We start from the raw sequence: 17740 nt of genomic DNA on the forward strand, positions 1-17740 counted from the left end.
GAGCTCGACCCTCCGGGGCCGCCGCCGTCCGTGCGCCGCGGCCGGCCCCGCGCCTACGGCGTCATCCGGCCGTCGGCAGCTGCGGCAGCAGCAGCGCGGTCAGCCGCGTGGTGCGGGGCTTGGCCGGGACCTCGGCGACCGCGTGCGCCAGGGCCTGGTCCACGCCGTGCACCACGGACAGGTGGCGGCTCGCCCTGCTGAACGCCGTGTACACCCACGGCCGGCTCAGCGCCCGCGCCGCGTCGCCGGGCAGCACGACCACGACCGCGGGCCACTGCCCGCCGGTCGCCTGGTGCGCGGTAAGCGCCCAGCCGTGGCGCACGGACTGCTCCACCCGCTCCCTCGCCACGACCACCCGGGCGCCCGCGCAGTCGAGGTGCAGCCCGTCGGTGTCGGCGGTCACCACCGTGCCGGGCAGGGTGCGGCCGGGGGCGGGGGAGTAGGCGATCCGGTCGCCCGGGTCGAAGCCGCCGAAGCGGCCGGGGCCGGGGTTGAGGCGCTCCTTCAGCGCCGCGTTGAGGACCCGCGTGCCCGCCGCGCCGCCGTGTCCCGGCGTGACGACCACCGTCTCCGCGACCGGCACGCCGATCGCCCGCGGCACCGAGTCCGCGACCAGCTGCACGGTGCGGTGCACCGCCTCGCCCGCGTCCCGCACCGGCACGATCACGACCTCCTTGCCGGGGGCCGCGACCTGGGTCAGCTCACCGGCGCCGATGCCGGAGACCAGCTCCCCGATCGGGCCCGGGTCGGGGGTCCGGGAGGCGATCTGCGGGCAGGCGCGGGCCGTGAGCAGGTCCGCGAACACCCGCCCGGGACCCGCCGACCAGAGCGTCGCGGGGTCTCCCGAGAGCACCAGCCGCGCGCCGTCCGCCAGCGACTCGGCGAGCAGGGCCGCCGTCTCCACGTCGAGCGCGGGCGTGTCCAACACCACGAGCAGGTCCAGGGCCAGCGCCCCGTCCGCGTCCCGGCCGGGCCCCTCGGCCCCGGACAGCAGCCCCGCGACCGTCACCACGGCTGCCTCCTCCGCGGGTTCCTCCGCCGGGGAGAGACGGGCGAGGGCGGCCGCGCAGTGGGCCCGGCCGCTCGGGGTGTGGGCGGCGGCCAGCGCGCGCAGCCCGAGCCGGCGCGCCGCGTGCACCAGCCGCGCGGGCTCGACGACGGACGCGACACCGCCGGTGTGCAGCACCAGGCCGTGCCCGGCGGCAGCGCGGATCAGCTCCGCGGCCGAGCCCCCGGCCGCGGCGGCCGCGCCCTCCCAGTCCTGCGCCGTACCGTCCTCCTTCGGTACCGAGTTCACCAGCCGGGCCAGTCCGTCGGCGAGGCTCTCCTCGGCCAGCGCGTACCGCTCGAGGCCGACGAGGACCCGCACGGGGCGCTCGTCCTCCGCGTCGTCGCCCTCGCCGTCCGGGGCGGTGTCGTCGCTCGGGTGCCGCGGGGCCGGGGCCGTGCCCGGCGCTTCCTCGACGGCGTCCTGGAACACCAGGACGTCGCCCTCGGCGATCGCGTCCTGGAGCGACTCCTCCGGGTCCGGGACGCCCCGGCGGCCGAGCTCGGCGGTGAGCGCGGGCGCGTCCAGCGCGGTGTGCCCGGCCAGGGCGGCCTGTTCGAGGAGCCAGACGGTGACCGACCGTCCGCGGCGCGGGTCGTCGGGGCGGCACTCGGCGCCCAGCAGGGCCCGGGCGAAGCCGTCGGCCTGCTCGGGCCGGACGCCGGGGACGCGCAGCAGCTGCCAGGGGTCGGCGCGCAGCTCGTCGGCCGCGCCGTCCCCGAGCGCGCCGGCGGCCTGGGCGGCGAGCGCCTCGGGCGCGCCGCCCTCGGCGAGCACGCCGCGCACGGCGTCGACGGTGTCCGCGGCGGGTGCCGGGGGCGCCTGGGACGCGGTGGGCGCCGGTTCGGTCCGCCGGGCCGGTTCCGGGGCCGGGCGGCGGGGTGCTGGGGCCGGGTCGGTGAAGGCCGTGGTGACCGGCTTGGCGCCGCTCTCCACCGCCCGTACGGCCGCGAGCAGGTCGGCGGCCTTCCCGCTGAGCTTGGCCCCGGCGTCGATGGGCCCCTGCTTCTCGGCCTTGCGGCGCTCGATCCGCTCCCTCTCGAGGCGCTGCGCGGCCAGCTCGGCCGCCGCCTCGGACTGTCCGGCGGCGTCACCGGCCCCGTCGCCGGCCGTCTCCCCCGACCCGTCGGCCGCGCCCGCCTCCGCTCCGCTGCCCCCGGCGCTCTCGCCCTCCGCCTGCACGCCCTCGGCCTCGGACGCGGTGTTTCCGTCCTCGGCCGACTCGGCCCCACTCCCACTCCCGGTCCCGGCCTCGGAGCCGGCCCGGGACCCGGCTTCGCTCTCCGGTCCGGTGTTCTCCGCGGCCCGCGGTTCCGTGGACTCCGGCTCCGTGCTCACAGCGTGCTCCAGTCGTGATCGGGATAGCGGTGCACGGGCGCCGACACGTCGTCGAGAGCCCGGCAGATCTCGTCAGGAAGAGTAAGCGCCTCCACTGACAGTGCCGCCGTGAGCTGCTGCGCGTTGCGCGGGCCGACGATCGGGGCGACGACGCCCGGCCGGTCGCGCACCCAGGCGAGGGCCACCTGGAGCGGGGTGACGGCGAGTCCGTCGGCGGCCGTCCGCACGGCGTCGACGATCCGGCTCGCGGTGTCGTCCAGATAGGGCTCGACGAACGGCGCGAGATGCTCGGAGGCGCCCCGGGAGTCGGCGGGCGTGGCGGTGCGGTACTTGGCGGTGAGCACCCCGCGGCCCAGCGGCGAGGAGGGCAGCAGGCCGATGCCGAGGTCGAGCGCGGCGGGCAGCACCTCGCGCTCCACCCCGCGCTGGAGCAGTGAGTACTCGAGCTGGGTGGCGGCGAGCCGGGTACGTATGCCCGGTGTCGCGATCTGCCAGGTCGCGGCCTTGGCGAGCTGCCAGCCGCAGAAGTTGGAGACGGCCGCGTAGCGCGCGCGGCCGCTGCTGACCGCCAGGTCGAGGGCCTGGAGGGACTCCTCCAGCGGGGTGTCCGGGTCGAAGGCGTGCAGGTGCCAGACGTCGACGTGGTCGGTGCCGAGCCGGGCGAGCGAGGCGTCGAGCGCGGCGAGCAGATGGGCGCGCGAGCCGTCGACCCTGCGCTCGGGGTCCGGGACGCTGCCCGCCTTGGTGGAGATGATCAGGTCCCGGCGGGGGACCAGGCCCTCCATGAGCCGGCCGAGCAGGTACTCGGACTCCCCGTCGCCGTACACGTCCGCGGTGTCGACGAGGGTGCCGCCGGCCTCCCAGAACGCCTTCAGCATGTCCGCGGCGTCGTGTTCGTCGGTGTCCCGGCCCCAGGTGAGGGTGCCGAGCCCGATCCGGGACACGCGCAGGCCGGTACGGCCGAGATGCCTCTGCTCCATGAACGCCGAGATTACTGGCCAGAACTGATGAATTGGGTTGCCTGTGGATAACCGATTTCCCCTGCACCCGCCCCTGTTCGCGGACCCCCGTGCGGAGCGCGGGAGACGACCCGGACGGCCGGGCACCCCCTGCCGACCGCGGGCGGCCCGCGCTAGTGTCTCCGGCACAGGGACATTACTGATCAGTAAGGGGAAGCGGCCATGCAACTCGGGATCAACCTCGGCTACTGGGGTGCCGGAATGGACGCGGACAACCTCGCCGTGGCCCAGGAGGCCGACCGGCTCGGATACGCCGTGTGCTGGGCCGCGGAGGCCTATGGCTCGGACGCGCCGACGGTGCTGTCGTACGTGGCCGCGCGGACCGAGCGCATCGACGTCGGCTCCGCGATCATGCAGATCCCGGCGCGGCAGCCCGCCATGACCGCGATGACCGCGGCCACCCTGGACTCGCTGTCCGGTGGCCGCTTCCGGCTCGGCCTCGGCGTCTCCGGACCGCAGGTCTCCGAGGGCTGGTACGGCGTCCGCTTCGACAAGCCGCTCGCCCGCACCCGCGAGTACGTGGAGATCGTGCGCAAGGCGATGACGCGCGAGCGGCTGTCGTACGACGGAGAGCACTGGACCCTGCCGCTGCCCGGCGGACCCGGCAAGCCGATCAAGCTGACCGTGCACCCCGAGCGCGAGCACATCCCGCTCTACATCGCCGCCATCGGGCCGAAGAACCTGGAGCAGACCGGCGAGATCGCCGACGGCGCCCTGCTGATCTTCCCGTCCGCCGAGCACCTGGAGGACACCGCCCTGCGCCACCTGCGGGCGGGCCGGGAGAAGGCCGGCCTGACGATGGACGGCTTCGACGTCTGCCCGACCCTGCCGCTCGCCCTCGGCGCCGACGCGGACGTGGCCGCGCTCGCCGACGTCTTCCGCCCCTACACCGCGCTGTACGTGGGCGGCATGGGCAGCTTCAAGCAGAACTTCTACAACCAGCTCGCGCAGCGCATGGGGTACGAGAAGGAGGCCGCCGACATCCAGGCCAAGTACCTCTCCGGCGACAAGCAGGGCGCCGCGGCCGCCGTACCCCAGCAGCTGATCGACCAGACCACGCTGCTCGGCTCGGTGGAGCGGATCGCCGACCGGATGAAGGGCTACGCCGCCGCGGGGGTCACCACCCTCACACTCGCCCCGGCGGGCTTCACCCTCGACGAGCGCATCGCCAATCTCCGCGCCGGAGTCGAGGCGCTGGAGCTGGCCGGCCTCGCGTAGCCGCACCGATCCGCGCGGCCCTCGCGCGGACCAGGAAGTTTCTGCGGCCGTGGTGGGGGCTCGGGGGTCTTCCCCGCCACGGCCGTCATGCAGAACAACGCGCCAGAACCCGTGCGGTTACGCACCACGGGCGATACGGACCGTCCTCCTTTTGGCGGAGTTGTCCGACACAGCTGTTGCGGCCCCACTCCGACCGCCTTTGACTCTTTTCTCGCAGGGTTGTGCGAGCGGCGGAGAGTCGGAGAGGTGGCCCATGCTGTCGGCGAAGAGTCTGTTCCAGGAGATCCTCGACCACGACGAGTCCTACCGGCTGTTCTGCTCCATCGCGGCCAGCGGGGAGTCCCAGGGCGGCTGGGAGAACGCCCGGATCGCCGCCCTCGTGCCCGCCGCCGAACGCCCCCTCGCCCCCAAGATCGCCCGGCACGGCGCCGACGAGGACAAGCACGGCCGGATCTTCGACGCGCTGCTCAGGAAACGCGGCCTCGAACGCGTCGCCGTACCCGAGGACACCGACTACACGATGCTCCTGGAGCGGCACGGCATCGGTCTCGCCCACGACAGGCTCAACGGCGACCAGCCGCTCACCGTCCAGGACATCGTCACCTACCTCGCCCACAGCCGGGTCACCGAACAGCGCGCCTCCGAACAGATGCGGCTCCTGCGCAAGCACTTCGGCGACCACCCCGACCTCGGCCGCGCCGTCCGCATGATCTCGGGCGACGAGGACAACCACCTCGCCTACTGCCACGAGGAACTGCTGCGCCTGGCCGCCGCCGGGCACGGCCGGGCCATCCAGCGGACCCTGCGCGAGTGCGCGCTCGCGGAGATCCGCGTCTACCGCGGCGTCAGCCTCGCCGTCATGGCCCGCATGGGCCGCATCCTCGGCTGGTCCCGGCCCAAGGCGGCCGTGCTCGCCGCCGGCATCCACGCCGTGTACGCCTGGGAGCGTGTCGCGGGCTGGCGGCGCATGGTCTCCCTGACCATGCCCGAACGCCGCGACGCCCTCGGCGGCCCGGCCACGGCCGCCCCCGAGTTCGCCTGAGCCCGCGTCCGGCGGACCCGCCCCGCCGCACTACATCCAGCCGCGCCGCTTGAAGGTCCGGTACAGAAAGACCTCCAGGCCCACCATCACCGCGATGACCACCGGGTACGACACCACCCAGTGCAGCTCCGGCATGTGGTCGAAGTTCATGCCGTAGACGCCCGCGATCAGCGTCGGGACCGCCGCCATGGCCGCCCACGCGGAGATCTTCCGCATGTCGTCGTTCTGCCGCACGCTCATCTGCGCCAGATGCGCGTTCAGCACGTCCGACACCAGCCGGTCCAGCCCCTCCACCGACTCGTTCACGCGCGTGAGGTGGTCGTGCACGTCCCGGAAGAACGGCCGCGCCTTGTCGTCCACGAACGGCACCCCGCTGCCGAACTGGGCCACGCCCGACAGCCGCATCAGCGGCAGCGCCAGCGGCCCGGTCGCCCGCCGGAACTCCAGGATCTGCCGCTTGAACGTGTAGATCCTGGACGCCGTGTTCCGGCCCCCGCCGACGTCCGGCGAGAACACCTCCGCCTCCAGCTCCTCCAGGTCGTTCTGCAACTCCGTCGCCACTTCCATGTAGTGGTCCACGGTCGCGTCGGCGATCGCGTACAGCGCCGACGTGGGGCCCTTCGCGAGCATCTCCGGCTCGTGCTCCAGCCGCTTGCGCACCGCGCTCAGCGGCGACCCCTCGCCATGACGGACGGTGACGACGAACGCGTCCCCGAGGAACACCATCAGCTCACCCGTGGACACCCGGTCGCTCTCCGGCTCGTACACGGCCGGCTTGAGGACCACGAACAGCGAGTCGTCGTAGACCTCCAGCTTGGGCCGCTGATGGGCCTTCAGGGCGTCCTCCACGGCCAGCCGGTGCAGCCCGAACTCCTCGGTGACGAGGTCGAACTCGTTCTCCGACGGCTCGTGCAGCCCGATCCACACGAAGCCGCCCTGGGCACGCGCCTCGTCCAGGGCGTCGGAGAAGTCCTCCGGCCCCTCGACGCGCTGCCCGTCCCGGTAGATGGCACAGTCGACGATCACGGAGCGTATTCTCCCGTCTTCCTCCGAACGCCGCACGCACGCGTGCGTTTACGCTGGGCCGCATGCCCACGCTGATCCTCGTCAGGCACGGACGGTCGACCGCCAACACCGAGGGTGTGCTCGCCGGCTGGACGCCCGGCGTCGCCCTCGACGAACGCGGCACCGCACAGGCCGCGGCCCTGCCCGCCCGGCTCGCCGGCCTCCCGCTCGCCGAGGTCGTCACCAGCCCGCTCCAGCGCTGCCAGGAGACGGTACGCCCGCTCCTCGACGCCCGCCCCGATCTCACCGCGCACACCGACGACCGGATCGGCGAGTGCCACTACGGCGACTGGTCCGGCCGCAAGCTCGCCGAACTCAAGGACGAACCGCTCATGGAGGTCGTCCAGGCGCACCCGTCCGCGGCCGCGTTCCCCGGCGGCGAGTCCATGCGCGCGATGGCGACCCGCGCCGCCGAGGCCGTACGCGAGTGGAACGCGCGCGTGGAGCGCGACCACGGGCCCGACGCCGTCTACCTGATGTGCTCCCACGGAGACATCATCAAGTCCCTGATCGCCGACGCGCTCGGACTTCATCTCGACCTCTTCCAGCGGATCTCCGTCGAACCGTGTTCCGTCACCGCGATCCGCTACACCCGGCTGCGGCCGTTCCTGGTGCGCCTCGGCGACACCGGCGACTTCGCCTCCCTGGCCCCGCGGGAGGCGCCCCGGAGCGAAGACGCCCAAGTCGGAGGCGATGCGGGCGCACCGTGATCGTCGGCCGCAGTAGGGTGAAGCGGTCCGCACCGTCACGTTCACGCACGGACCCTCACGCACACTCGAATCCCATGGAGACAGGACGTGTCCCGTCAGGTGTTCCTCTACGACCCGCCGGACCGCTTCGTGGCCGGCACGGTCGGACTGCCCGGACGCCGTACGTTCTTCCTGCAGGCCACCGCGGGCCCCCGGGTGACCAGCGTGGCCCTGGAGAAGACGCAGGTGGCCGCGCTCGCCGAGCGCATGGACGAACTGCTCGACGAGGTCGTACGGCGTAGCGGCGGCAACGCCTCCGTGCCCGCGATGGCGCCCACCGAGGTCTCCGACACCGCCCCGCTGGACACCCCCATCGAGGAGGAGTTCCGCGTCGGCACCATGGCTCTCGCCTGGGACGGCGACGAGCAGCGCATGATCGTCGAGGCGCAGGCCCTCGTGGAACTCGACGCCGAGTCCGAGGAGGATCTCGCCGAGGCCGAGGAGAAGCTCCTCCAGGACGAGGAGAACGGGCCCCCGATGCTGCGGGTCCGGCTCACCGGCGTCCAGGCGCGTGCCTTCGCCAAACGCGCCCTCGACGTCGTCAACGCCGGGCGGCCGCCGTGCCCGCTGTGCAGCCTCCCGCTCGACCCGGAAGGACACGTATGTCCGCGCCAGAACGGATACCGCCGCGGGGCGTGACCACCACCGAGCTGCTCACCCGGGGCGAGCTCACCGTGCGCGGGCAGATCCGGGACGCCTCCAACGCGGTCCTGTACTGCTCGGTCGCCCACGACGGCGAGGAGACGTTCTGCGTCTACAAGCCGGTCCGCGGCGAGCGCCCCCTGTGGGACTTCCCCGACGGCACCCTCGCCCAGCGCGAGGTCGCCGCGTACGAGGTGTCCGAGGCCACCGGCTGGGGCCTGGTGCCGCCCACCGTGCTGCGCGACGGCCCGTTCGGCGAGGGCATGTGCCAGCTGTGGATCGAGGGCGCGCCCGGCAGCGAGCTGCTGGCCCTCGTCGACGGCGAGGAACCCGAGGACGGCTGGAAGGCCATCGGCCTCGCCGAGGTCGGCGAGGGCCGCACCGCGCTGCTCGTGCACGCCGACGACGTACGCCTGCGGCGGCTCGCCGTGCTCGACGCCGTGCTCAACAACGCCGACCGCAAGGGCGGCCATCTGCTGCCCGCCGAGGGCGACCGGCTCTACGCCATCGACCACGGCGTCACCTTCAACGCTGAGAACAAGCTGCGCACGCTGCTGTGGGGCTGGGCGGGGGAGCCGCTGACCGAGGAGGCGGTCGAGGTCCTGAAGGGCCTCCAGGAGGCGCTGGCGCCCTCCGCCCCGCTCGCCGAGCGGCTGGCCGCGCTCATCACCCCCGCCGAGCTGGACGCCACCCGCGCCCGGGTCGCCGCGCTCCTCGCCTTGGGCGTGCACCCCGAGCCGAGCGGGGAGTGGCCGGCGATCCCGTGGCCCCCGGTGTGAGTCCCGACACGGCGACGATTTCCGGCCACTTCCCGCGGACCGGGGCGCCGGGTGCTTTTTGCACGGCGCGGTCCCCCGGCGCAAGAGCGCCTCTTCGGTCATCCGGGCCGGTCCGGTTCGTATACCGAACTCCCGGCCGGTTACGCTCATGACATGCATGCCTGGCCCGCTTCCGAGGTCCCCGCCCTGCCTGGTCAGGGCCGCGACCTGAGGATCCACGACACCGCGACCGGTGATCTGGTCACCCTCCAGCCCGGTCCCGTCGCCCGTATCTACGTCTGCGGCATCACGCCGTACGACGCCACCCACATGGGGCACGCGGCGACCTACAACGCGTTCGACCTCGTCCAGCGCGTGTGGCTGGACACCAAGCGCCAGGTGCACTACGTCCAGAACGTGACCGACGTCGACGACCCGCTCCTGGAGCGGGCCGAGCGCGACGGCATCGACTGGGCCGCCCTCGCCGAGCAGGAGACGACCCTCTTCCGCGAGGACATGACCGCCCTGCGGATGCTGCCCCCGCGCCACTACATAGGCGCCGTCGAGGCCATACCCGGCATCGTGCCGCTGGTGGAACGACTGCGCGAACTCGGCGCCGCCTACGAGCTCGACGGCGACATCTACTTCTCCGTCGAGTCCGACCCGCACTTCGGCGGGGTCTCGAACCTCGACGCCGCCGCCATGCGGCTGCTGTCCGCCGAACGCGGCGGCGACCCGGACCGCCCCGGCAAGAAGAACCCGCTCGACCCGATGCTGTGGATGGCCGCCCGCGAGGGCGAGCCCAGCTGGGACGGCGCCACCCTCGGCCGCGGCCGGCCCGGCTGGCACATCGAGTGCGTCGCCATCGCCCTCGACCACCTCGGCATGGGCTTCGACGTGCAGGGCGGCGGCTCCGACCTCGCCTTCCCGCACCACGAGATGGGCGCCTCCCACGCCCAGGTGCTGACCGGCGAGTTCCCGATGGCCAAGGCCTACGTCCACGCCGGCATGGTCGCCCTCGACGGCGAGAAGATGTCGAAGTCCAAGGGCAACCTCGTCTTCGTCTCCCGGCTGCGCCACGACGGCGTCGACCCGGCGGCGATCCGGCTCACCCTGCTCGCCCACCACTACCGCAGCGACTGGGAGTGGACCGACCAGGTGCTCGCCGACGCGGTGGCCCGCCTCGACCGCTGGCGCGCCGCCGTCTCCCGGCCCGACGGCCCCTCCGCGGACGCCCTGGTCGAGGAGATCCGCGACGCCCTCGCCACCGACCTGGACGCCCCGGCCGCGCTCGCCGCGGTGGACCGCTGGGCCGCCGCGCAGGAGGAGTCCGGCGGCGACGACACCGGCGCGCCCGGCGTCGTGTCCCGCGCGGTGGACGCGCTGCTCGGCGTGGCGCTCTGACCGATCGCACAGGAAGGGGGCGGCGCGCCGATGGCGCGCCGCCCCTTCCCCGTCGGAGTTCAGTCCTCCGACGACTCCTCGTCGTCCGGTCCGCCGCCCGTCTTCGGCGGCTTCGGCGGCCGGGATCTGCCGCCCGGGTTGTCCCGCCGGTAGGGCGGGTTGTCGCCGCCGTCGGCCGTCGCGTGACCGCCCGGCGGGTTCACGTCACGGCGCCGCAGATACCGCTCGAACTCGCGGGCGATCGCCTCGCCCGACGCCTCCGGCAGCTCCGCGGTGTCGCGGGCCTCCTCCAGCGTCTGCACGTACTCCGCGACCTCGCTGTCCTCCGCGGCCAGCTGGTCCACGCCCACCTGCCAGGCGCGCGCGTCCTCCGGCAGCTCGCCGAGCGGGATGCGCAGATCCAGCAGGTCCTCCAGACGGTTCAGGAGCGCCAGCGTCGCCTTGGGGTTGGGCGGCTGCGACACGTAGTGCGGCACCGCGGCCCACAGGCTGACCGCCGGGACGCCCGCGTGCGTGCACGCCTCCTGGAGGACGCCGACGATGCCCGTGGGGCCCTCGTACTTGGTCTCCTCCAGGTCCATCCGCTGGGCCAGGTCCGGATCGGACGTGGTCCCGCTGATCGGGACCGGACGGGTGTGCGGGGTGTCACCGAGCAGGGCGCCCAGGATGACCACCAGTTCCACGCCCAGCTCGTGCGCGAAGCCGAGCAGCTCGTTGCAGAACGAGCGCCAGCGCATGGACGGTTCGATGCCGCGGACCAGCACGAGGTCGCGCGGCTTGTCGCCGCCGATCCTGACCACCGACAGTCTCGTCGTCGGCCAGGTGATCTTCCGTACGCCGCCGTCCATCCACACCGTGGGGCGGTTCACCTGGAAGTCGTAGTAGTCCTCGGCGTCGAGCGCCGCGAACACCTCGCCCTTCCACTCGGTCTCCAGATGCCCGACCGCGGTGGAGGCGGCGTCGCCGGCATCGTTCCAGCCCTCGAACGCGGCCACCATGACCGGGTCGATCAGCTCGGGAACCCCCTCGAGCTCGATCACCCAGTGCCTCCTTCCGACGTGCCCTCGCGTACGTCCCAACCTTACGGCGTTCGGGAGCGACGCCCGCAGCCCCCTTGCACGGGGGAGTGAACGGATCACTGCCCCGCGAGGGGGTCCCGGACACCCCGTCAGTCGTCCGAGCTGTCACGGCGGCCCCATGCGTGAGCCCCGCGTGGCGGTCTCACCGGGCGGCGCGGCGGTCTCACGGTGCGGCGCGCAGCCACCGCTCCACGCTCGCGATGTGCACCGTGGCCCAGGACCTCGCCGCCTCCGCGTCCCGGTCGCGCAACGCCCGGACGATGGCCCGGTGTTCGCGCAGGGTGCGGTCCACGGCCTCGTCCCGGGCCAGGCCGTCCCAGATCCGCGCGCGGAGGGTGGGCCCGGTCAGCCCGTCGAGCAGGGAGCAGAGCACCGCGTTGCCCGAACCGGCCGCGACGACCCGGTGGAACTCCAGGTCGCAGGCGACCAGTTCGGCCACCGACGACTCCTTGCCCAGCGCGTCCAACTGCGCGGACAGCACGTCGAGTTGTCCGTCGTCGAGCCGGGTCGCCGCCATCGCGGTGGCGGCCGGCTCCAGGATGCGGCGCACCTGGAGGAGCTCCAGGACCGTGTCGCCCCGGTGCAGGTCCGCGGCGAACCCCAGTGGTTCGAGCAGCAGTCGAGGATCCAGACTGGTCACGTACGTGCCGTCGCCCTGCCGCACGTCCAGCACCCGCAGCAGCGACAGCGCGCGCACCGCCTCGCGCAGCGAGTTGCGCGACAGGCCCAGTTCCGCGGCGAGTTCGCTCTCCTTCGGCAGCCGGTCGCCGGGCCGCAGCGCGCCCGTGACGATCATGTCCTTGATCCGGCCGATCGCCTCGTCGGTGACTGCCATGCCGACCTCCCACGGTGCCGATGTCCAGCTCCGGACATCAGACATCCGATGTCTCAGGTCACATTATGCGGGCTCACCCGGCGCGCCGGGCCCCTCCCCGGCCGCCAGCAGACGCAGCGCCTCCAGCGCCACCACCGCGCCGCGCTCCACGCCCGCCGCGACCACCTCCCGGTGCGGGTCGTAGCCGCCGGTGGCCTCCTCGTCGACCAGGTCGTCGGCGTTGGCACCGTCCACGACGACGATCCCGCCCGCGACCAGACCCCGCAGCGACGCCGTCACCAGCAGCGCCGACAGCTCCATCTCGATCGCCGCGAGCCCGGCACCGGTGTACGACGTCAGCGGGATCAGCCCCGGCTGGAAGGCCGCCCGCGTCCACACCACACCCCGGTGGTGCGGCACGCCCGCCTCGCGCGCGGCCCGCTGCAACGCGAACACCGCCTCCGGCGCGGCGTACGCCGGGTACTCCGGCGGCAGCAGCTGCTGGGTCACCCCGTCGTCGCGTACCGCGGCCTCCGCGATCACCAGGTCGCCGTCGGCGATCCCCGGCCGCATCGCGCCCGCCGTACCGAACCGCACAAAGGTGCGCACGCCGGCGTCGGCCAGCTCCTGGAACAGCAGGATCGCCCCCGGCGCGCCCACCCCGTGGGAGGCCACGAGGACCGGCAACCCCTTCCACTCCCCGGTGAGGACGCGGTACTCGCGGTGGTACGACACCTCGCGGGCGCCGTCGAGCTTCGCGCCGACGAGCGCGGCGCGCAGCGGGTCCCCGACGACCAGCGCGTGCGGGGGCAGCCCGGCGCGCGGGACACGGGTGACGGGCAGCAGTTCCGTGGTCATGAAGCCTCTCCGGTACGGCGGCGGACACCCCGACCGTACGCAGTCCCGGCGCCACGGCCCGGGGACGACGCGAAACGCGCTCGCCGGATGCGGCCGAACAGGCCGGAGGGGGCGGCTCCGTCCGGCCGGGAGCCGCCCCCCTGTCCACCACGGCCCCGGTACGGAAGGGGCCGTCCCCGCCGCGGCCGCCCCTCGGTCAGGGGAGTGGGGGCGGCCACGAGGTGGTCACTTCTCGTCGAGCAGGTTCCGCACCTTCCCGCGCACGTCCTCCGTGTCCAGACCGCGGATCGTCAGCGTCGTACGGCGGCGCAGCACGTCCTCGGGCGTCTCGGCCCACTCGTTGTCCCGGGCCCACACCACCTGCGCCCAGATCTCGGGCGCGTCGGGGTGCACCCGCTCGCCCAGCGCCGGGTCCTCGTTGGCGAGCCGGGCGATGTCGAAGGCGAGCGAGCCGTAGTGGGTGGCCAGGTGCCGCGCCGTGTCCGCCGCCATGCGCGGGCCCGGCGCCGGCCGGTCCACCAGCAGCCGGTGCGCGACCGCGCGCGGGTTGGCGACCCCGGGCAGCGGCAGCCGCTTCGGCAGCGACGAGATCGGCTCGAAGTCCTCGCCCAGCGGCCGGCCGGGCAGCGCCTCCAGCTTCTTCATGACCGTACGGCCGATGTGCCGGAAGGTGGTCCACTTGCCGCCCGCGACGGACAGCATCCCGCCCCTGCCCTCGGTCACGACGGTCTCGCGCTTGGCCTTCGCGGTGTCGCCGGGGCCGCCGGGCAGCACCCGCAGACCCGCGAACGCGTAGGTGATGAGGTCGCGGTCGAGCTGCTGGTCGCGTATGGAGAACGCGGCCTCGTCGAGTATCTGCGCGATGTCCTTGTCGTTGACGGCGACATCGCCCGGCTCGCCCTCGTAGGTCTCGTCGGTCGTGCCGAGCAGCAGCATGTCCTCCCAGGGGAGGGCGAAGGTGATGCGGTACTTGTCGATCGGCGTGGCCAGCGCGGCCTTCCACGGCGCGGTCCGCTTCAGGACCAGGTGCGCGCCCTTCGACAGCCGGATCGAGGGGGCGGCCTTCGGGTCCTCCATGCGGCGCAGGTGGTCGACCCACGGGCCGGTCGCGTTCAGCACGAGCCGGGCGTCCACGCCGAACTCCTCGCCCGACAGCCGGTCGCGCAGCTCGGCGCCGGTGACCCTGCCCCGGGTGAAGCGCAGGCCGGTGACCTCGGCGTGGTTGAGCACGACCGCGCCCGACTCGACCGCCGCGCGGACCGTCATCAGGGCCATCCGCGCGTCGTTCATCTGGTCGTCGCCGTACACGGCCACGGCCTTGAGGTTGTCGGTGCGCAGCTCGGGCACGTCCTGCGCGGCCTTGGCCGGCGAGAGCAGATGGCCCACGCCGTCACCGAACGCGGAGAGCGCGGAGTAGGCGAACACGCCCGCCCCGAGCTTCGCCGCGCCGTGCGGCCCGCCCTTGTACACGGGGAGGTAGAAGGTGAGCGGGTTCGCCAGGTGGGGGGCCACCTGGCGGGAGACCGCACGGCGCTCGAAGTGGTTCTCCGCGACCAGCTTCACCGCGCCGGTCTGCAGATAGCGCAGACCGCCGTGGAGCAGCTTGGAGGAGGCGGAGGAGGTGGCGCCCGCGAAGTCGCCGGCGTCGACCAGTGCCACCCTGAGCCCGGACTGCGCGGCGTGCCAGGCGGTGGAGATGCCCAGGATGCCGCCGCCGATCACGAGGAGGTCGTACGTCGCCTTGGAGAGCTGCTCCCGGGTCTCGGCCCGGCTCGGGTTCGAGCCGGAGGCCGGGTGCGTACCGAGGGCAGGCACGGTCTGCAGGGTGGACTGACTGGTCATGTGGGGTTCTTGCTCCTCGTCAGTTCTCGTCCTCGAGCCAGCCCATGGTCCGCTCGACGGCCTTGAGCCAGCTCTTGTACTCACGGTCGCGGGTCTCCGCGTCCATGCGGGGGGTCCACTCCGCGGCCCGGCGCCAGTTGGCGCGCAGGTCCTCGGTGTTGGTCCAGAAGCCGACAGCGAGACCGGCGGCGTAGGCGGCGCCGAGGCAGGTGGTCTCGGCGACCATGGGGCGCACCACGGGCGCGTCCAGGACGTCCGAGAGCGTCTGCATCAGCAGATTGTTCGCGGTCATGCCGCCGTCGACCTTGAGTGTCGACAGCTCGACGCCGGAGTCCTTGGTCATGGCGTCGGCGATCTCGCGGGTCTGCCAGGCCGTGGCCTCCAGCACGGCGCGGGCCAGGTGCGCCTTGGTGACGTACCGGGTCAGACCGGCGATCACACCGCGGGCGTCGGAGCGCCAGTGCGGGGCGAACAGGCCGGAGAAGGCCGGCACGAAGTAGGCGCCGCCGTTGTCCTCGACCGACAGCGCGAGCGTCTCGATCTCGGCGGCGGTGGAGATCAGGCCCATCTGGTCGCGCATCCACTGCACGAGCGAGCCGGTGACGGCGATCGAGCCCTCCAGGGCGTAGACCGTCTTCTGGTCGCCGATCTTGTAGCCGACCGTGGTCAGCAGGCCCGCGTACGAGTTGATGATCTTGTCGCCGGTGTTCATCACCATGAACGTGCCGGTGCCGTACGTCGACTTGGTCTCGCCCTCGGAGAAACAGGTCTGGCCGAACAGGGCCGCCTGCTGGTCGCCGAGCGCGGAGGCGACGGGGATGCCGCCGAGCAGGTCGCCGAGGGGGCCGCCGGTGATCTCGCCGTAGACCTCGGCGGAGGAGCGGATCTCGGGCAGGATCTGCAGCGGCACGCCGATCGACTCGCAGATCTTCTCGTCCCACGCCATGGTGTGCAGGTTCATGAGCATGGTGCGGGAGGCGTTGGTGACGTCCGTGACGTGCTTGCCGCCGTCGACACCGCCGGTCAGGTTCCAGATGACCCAGCTGTCCATGGTGCCGAAGAGGATGTCGCCCGCCTCGGCGCGGGCCGCGAGGCCCTCGACGTTGTCGAGCAGCCAGCGGGCCTTGGGGCCGGCGAAGTAGGAGGCGAGCGGCAGGCCCGTCTCCCGGCGGAAGCGGTCCTGGCCGACGTTGCGGCCGAGTTCCTTGCACAGGGCGTCGGTGCGGGTGTCCTGCCAGACGATGGCGTTGTGGACCGGCTCACCGGTGTTCTTGTCCCACAGCACGGTCGTCTCGCGCTGGTTGGTGATGCCGATGGCCTTGATGTCGTCGCGGGTGATGCCGGCCTTCGAGATGGCCCCGGCGACGACTTCCTGGACGTTGGTCCAGATCTCCGAGGCGTCGTGCTCGACCCAGCCCGGCTTCGGGAAGATCTGCTCGTGCTCCTTCTGGTCGACCGAGACGATGCGTCCGTCGCGGTCGAAGACGATGCAGCGGGACGAGGTGGTGCCCTGGTCGATCGCCGCGATGAAGGGGCCGGCGGTGTGCGCGTCGGTCACTGTGTGCTCCTGGGGTTCCGTGAGGGAAGGGGACTGACCTACCGGTGCTCTAAGCAAAAGCGACGTTGTAGATGCCCGCAGCGATGGCGCCGCCGATCAGCGGACCGGCCACCGGGATCCAGGCGTAGCCCCAGTCGGAGCCGCCCTTGTTGGGCAGCGGGAGAAGGGCGTGCACGATGCGCGGGCCCAGGTCACGGGCCGGGTTGATCGCGTAGCCGGTCGGGCCGCCGAGCGAGAGGCCGATGGAGACCACGACCAGCGCCGTGATGAGCGCGCCGAGGGTGCCGAGGCCGTTGCCGTTCGCGTTCAGACCCTGGGTGAGGACGGCGAGGACGAGGACGGTCGTGCCGATGATCTCCGTCGCGAGGTTCTGCCACACGTTGCGTATCTCGGGGCCCGTGGAGAAGACGCCCAGGACCGGGCCCGCGCCCTGCTCCTCGGCCTCCACCGCCTTGGCCGCCGTGGCCTGCGCACCCGGACCGCCGACGATCTCCTTGTCGGTGAGGTGCGCGTGGAACTGGCCGTAGTAGGCGACCCAGACCAGCGCCGCGCCGATCATGGCGCCGAGCAGCTGACCGCCCCAGTACTCCGGGACGTTGCTCCAGTCGCCGCTCTTGATGGCGAGTGCGAGGGTCACGGCCGGGTTCAGGTGGGCGCCGGACAGCGGCGCGGAGGTGTAGACGGCCGTCAGGACGGCAAAACCCCACCCGAAGGTGATGGCGAGCCACCCGGCGTTGCGCGCCTTGGAGGCCTTCAGCGTGACGGCGGCGCAGACGCCGCCGCCGAGGAGGATGAGTATGGCGGTACCGATGGTCTCGCCGATGAAGATGTCGGAGCTGGACACCCGCGACTCCTTTGTCCTTCGTCCAGGGAAGCCGAACCCCGGGTCCCACCGGGATTGCGGCGCCCTCAGGGAGTGAGAGCTGTTTGTCGGCCGCCGGCATCGGCACACCCTAGCGTGTATTGCCGGTAGGTGTTCGACATTGCCGACCGATGGACGGGAGTCTTTCCCGACGTCACACGTGCGTCAAGACTCTCGTTGGCGAAATTCCGATCGTTATCGATGGCTGTGAGTCGTCGGTGCGGCCATGGAAGCGCTGGTCAGCCGGGCGGCGGAGGGGGTAGGGAATTCCGCCGTACCGACCGGCCAGTATGTCGACTTTGTCAGGGTACGGCGAGGGCCGGGACGCCGCCTGGCGTCCCGGTGTTTTCTTGCCTTGTTCTCAGCTCGGCGGGGTTCCGCGGGTGGGACCGGCGGGGTTCCGCGGGCCGGGTCGGCGGGGTCTTCGGGTCGGCCCGGGGCGGG

Annotated in this window: 15 protein-coding genes; 6 read left to right on the top strand and 9 right to left on the bottom strand. The window is 72.9% G+C overall.

The features are described from left to right. Nucleotides 1–61: 61 nt before the first annotated feature. On the bottom strand, nt 62–2386 hold the full coding sequence (locus WN71_RS19185; RefSeq protein WP_046590335.1) for an ATP-binding domain-containing protein: 2325 nt from the start codon (nt 2384–2386) through the stop codon (nt 62–64). Next, complete coding sequence (locus tag WN71_RS19190; RefSeq protein ID WP_046590334.1) at nt 2383–3366, bottom strand: aldo/keto reductase; 984 nt, start codon at nt 3364–3366, stop codon at nt 2383–2385. Before WN71_RS19190 ends, WN71_RS19185 begins: the two co-directional genes overlap by 4 nt. Nucleotides 3367–3567: 201 nt before the next feature. Between WN71_RS19190 and WN71_RS19195 the strand changes: the two genes are divergently transcribed. Then, nucleotides 3568–4623 (top strand): LLM class F420-dependent oxidoreductase, encoded by a 1056-nt coding sequence (locus WN71_RS19195; RefSeq protein WP_046590333.1) that lies wholly within the window; start codon nt 3568–3570, stop codon nt 4621–4623. A gap of 253 nt (nt 4624–4876) precedes the next feature. Further along, on the top strand, nt 4877–5665 hold the full coding sequence (locus tag WN71_RS19200) for a hypothetical protein (protein ID WP_046590332.1): 789 nt from the start codon (nt 4877–4879) through the stop codon (nt 5663–5665). Nucleotides 5666–5695: 30 nt separating this feature from the next. Here WN71_RS19200 and corA read toward each other — a convergent pair whose 3' ends face one another. Then, nucleotides 5696–6691, bottom strand: coding sequence for a magnesium/cobalt transporter CorA (gene corA, locus WN71_RS19205; protein ID WP_046590330.1), 996 nt, complete (start codon nt 6689–6691; stop codon nt 5696–5698). Nucleotides 6692–6753: 62 nt separating this feature from the next. Between corA and WN71_RS19210 the strand changes: the two genes are divergently transcribed. From WN71_RS19210 to mshC, 4 genes are all read left to right on the top strand, one after another. Further along, nucleotides 6754–7440 carry a histidine phosphatase family protein gene (locus WN71_RS19210; protein ID WP_046590328.1) on the top strand — a complete coding sequence of 229 codons (687 nt, stop codon included), beginning with the start codon at nt 6754–6756 and terminating at the stop codon, nt 7438–7440. 87 nt (nt 7441–7527) lie between these two features. Beyond that, nucleotides 7528–8118, top strand: a complete 591-nt coding sequence (locus WN71_RS19215; RefSeq protein WP_046590327.1) for a DUF3090 domain-containing protein — start codon at nt 7528–7530, stop codon at nt 8116–8118. After that, nucleotides 8082–8900 (top strand): SCO1664 family protein, encoded by an 819-nt coding sequence (locus tag WN71_RS19220; RefSeq protein ID WP_079177958.1) that lies wholly within the window; start codon nt 8082–8084, stop codon nt 8898–8900. Before WN71_RS19215 ends, WN71_RS19220 begins: the two co-directional genes overlap by 37 nt. 153 nt (nt 8901–9053) lie before the next feature. Continuing rightward, nucleotides 9054–10283, top strand: a complete 1230-nt coding sequence (gene mshC / locus WN71_RS19225; protein WP_046590324.1) for a cysteine--1-D-myo-inosityl 2-amino-2-deoxy-alpha-D-glucopyranoside ligase — start codon at nt 9054–9056, stop codon at nt 10281–10283. A gap of 59 nt (nt 10284–10342) precedes the next feature. Here mshC and WN71_RS19230 read toward each other — a convergent pair whose 3' ends face one another. The 6 genes from WN71_RS19230 to WN71_RS19255 form a co-directional block, all read right to left on the bottom strand. Then, nucleotides 10343–11323, bottom strand: a complete 981-nt coding sequence (locus tag WN71_RS19230; RefSeq protein ID WP_046590322.1) for a PAC2 family protein — start codon at nt 11321–11323, stop codon at nt 10343–10345. A gap of 202 nt (nt 11324–11525) precedes the next feature. Then, entirely contained in the window at nt 11526–12197 is a 672-nt protein-coding gene (locus WN71_RS19235; protein WP_046590321.1) for a FadR/GntR family transcriptional regulator, read from the bottom strand. Nucleotides 12198–12260: 63 nt separating this feature from the next. Next, complete coding sequence (locus WN71_RS19240) at nt 12261–13034, bottom strand: nucleoside phosphorylase (protein WP_046590319.1); 774 nt, start codon at nt 13032–13034, stop codon at nt 12261–12263. A gap of 225 nt (nt 13035–13259) precedes the next feature. Further along, complete coding sequence (locus tag WN71_RS19245) at nt 13260–14876, bottom strand: glycerol-3-phosphate dehydrogenase/oxidase (protein WP_046590318.1); 1617 nt, start codon at nt 14874–14876, stop codon at nt 13260–13262. 19 nt (nt 14877–14895) lie between these two features. After that, nucleotides 14896–16434 carry a glycerol kinase GlpK gene (gene glpK, locus WN71_RS19250; protein ID WP_046590316.1) on the bottom strand — a complete coding sequence of 513 codons (1539 nt, stop codon included), beginning with the start codon at nt 16432–16434 and terminating at the stop codon, nt 14896–14898. Between the two features lie 49 nt (nt 16435–16483). After that, nucleotides 16484–17278, bottom strand: coding sequence for an MIP/aquaporin family protein (locus tag WN71_RS19255; RefSeq protein WP_046590314.1), 795 nt, complete (start codon nt 17276–17278; stop codon nt 16484–16486). Between the last annotated feature and the right edge of the window lie 462 nt (nt 17279–17740).

The sequence above is a fragment of the Streptomyces mangrovisoli genome, from assembly GCF_000974985.2.
In the GTDB taxonomy this organism is placed as follows: Bacteria; Actinomycetota; Actinomycetes; order Streptomycetales; family Streptomycetaceae; genus Streptomyces; species Streptomyces mangrovisoli.

Excerpts from the sequence above, each read along its gene's own strand:
- WN71_RS19190 (WP_046590334.1), bottom strand. The coding sequence starts at position 3,366 with ATGGAGCAGAGGCATCTCGGCCGTACCGGCCTGCGCGTGTCCCGGATC.
- WN71_RS19200 (WP_046590332.1), top strand. The coding sequence starts at position 4,877 with ATGCTGTCGGCGAAGAGTCTGTTCCAGGAGATCCTCGACCACGACGAG.
- WN71_RS19240 (WP_046590319.1), bottom strand. The coding sequence starts at position 13,034 with ATGACCACGGAACTGCTGCCCGTCACCCGTGTCCCGCGCGCCGGGCTG.
- WN71_RS19235 (WP_046590321.1), bottom strand. The coding sequence starts at position 12,197 with ATGGCAGTCACCGACGAGGCGATCGGCCGGATCAAGGACATGATCGTC.
- WN71_RS19210 (WP_046590328.1), top strand. The coding sequence starts at position 6,754 with ATGCCCACGCTGATCCTCGTCAGGCACGGACGGTCGACCGCCAACACC.
- mshC (WP_046590324.1), top strand. The coding sequence starts at position 9,054 with ATGCATGCCTGGCCCGCTTCCGAGGTCCCCGCCCTGCCTGGTCAGGGC.
- WN71_RS19220 (WP_079177958.1), top strand. The coding sequence starts at position 8,082 with ATGTCCGCGCCAGAACGGATACCGCCGCGGGGCGTGACCACCACCGAG.
- WN71_RS19195 (WP_046590333.1), top strand. The coding sequence starts at position 3,568 with ATGCAACTCGGGATCAACCTCGGCTACTGGGGTGCCGGAATGGACGCG.
- WN71_RS19245 (WP_046590318.1), bottom strand. The coding sequence starts at position 14,876 with ATGACCAGTCAGTCCACCCTGCAGACCGTGCCTGCCCTCGGTACGCAC.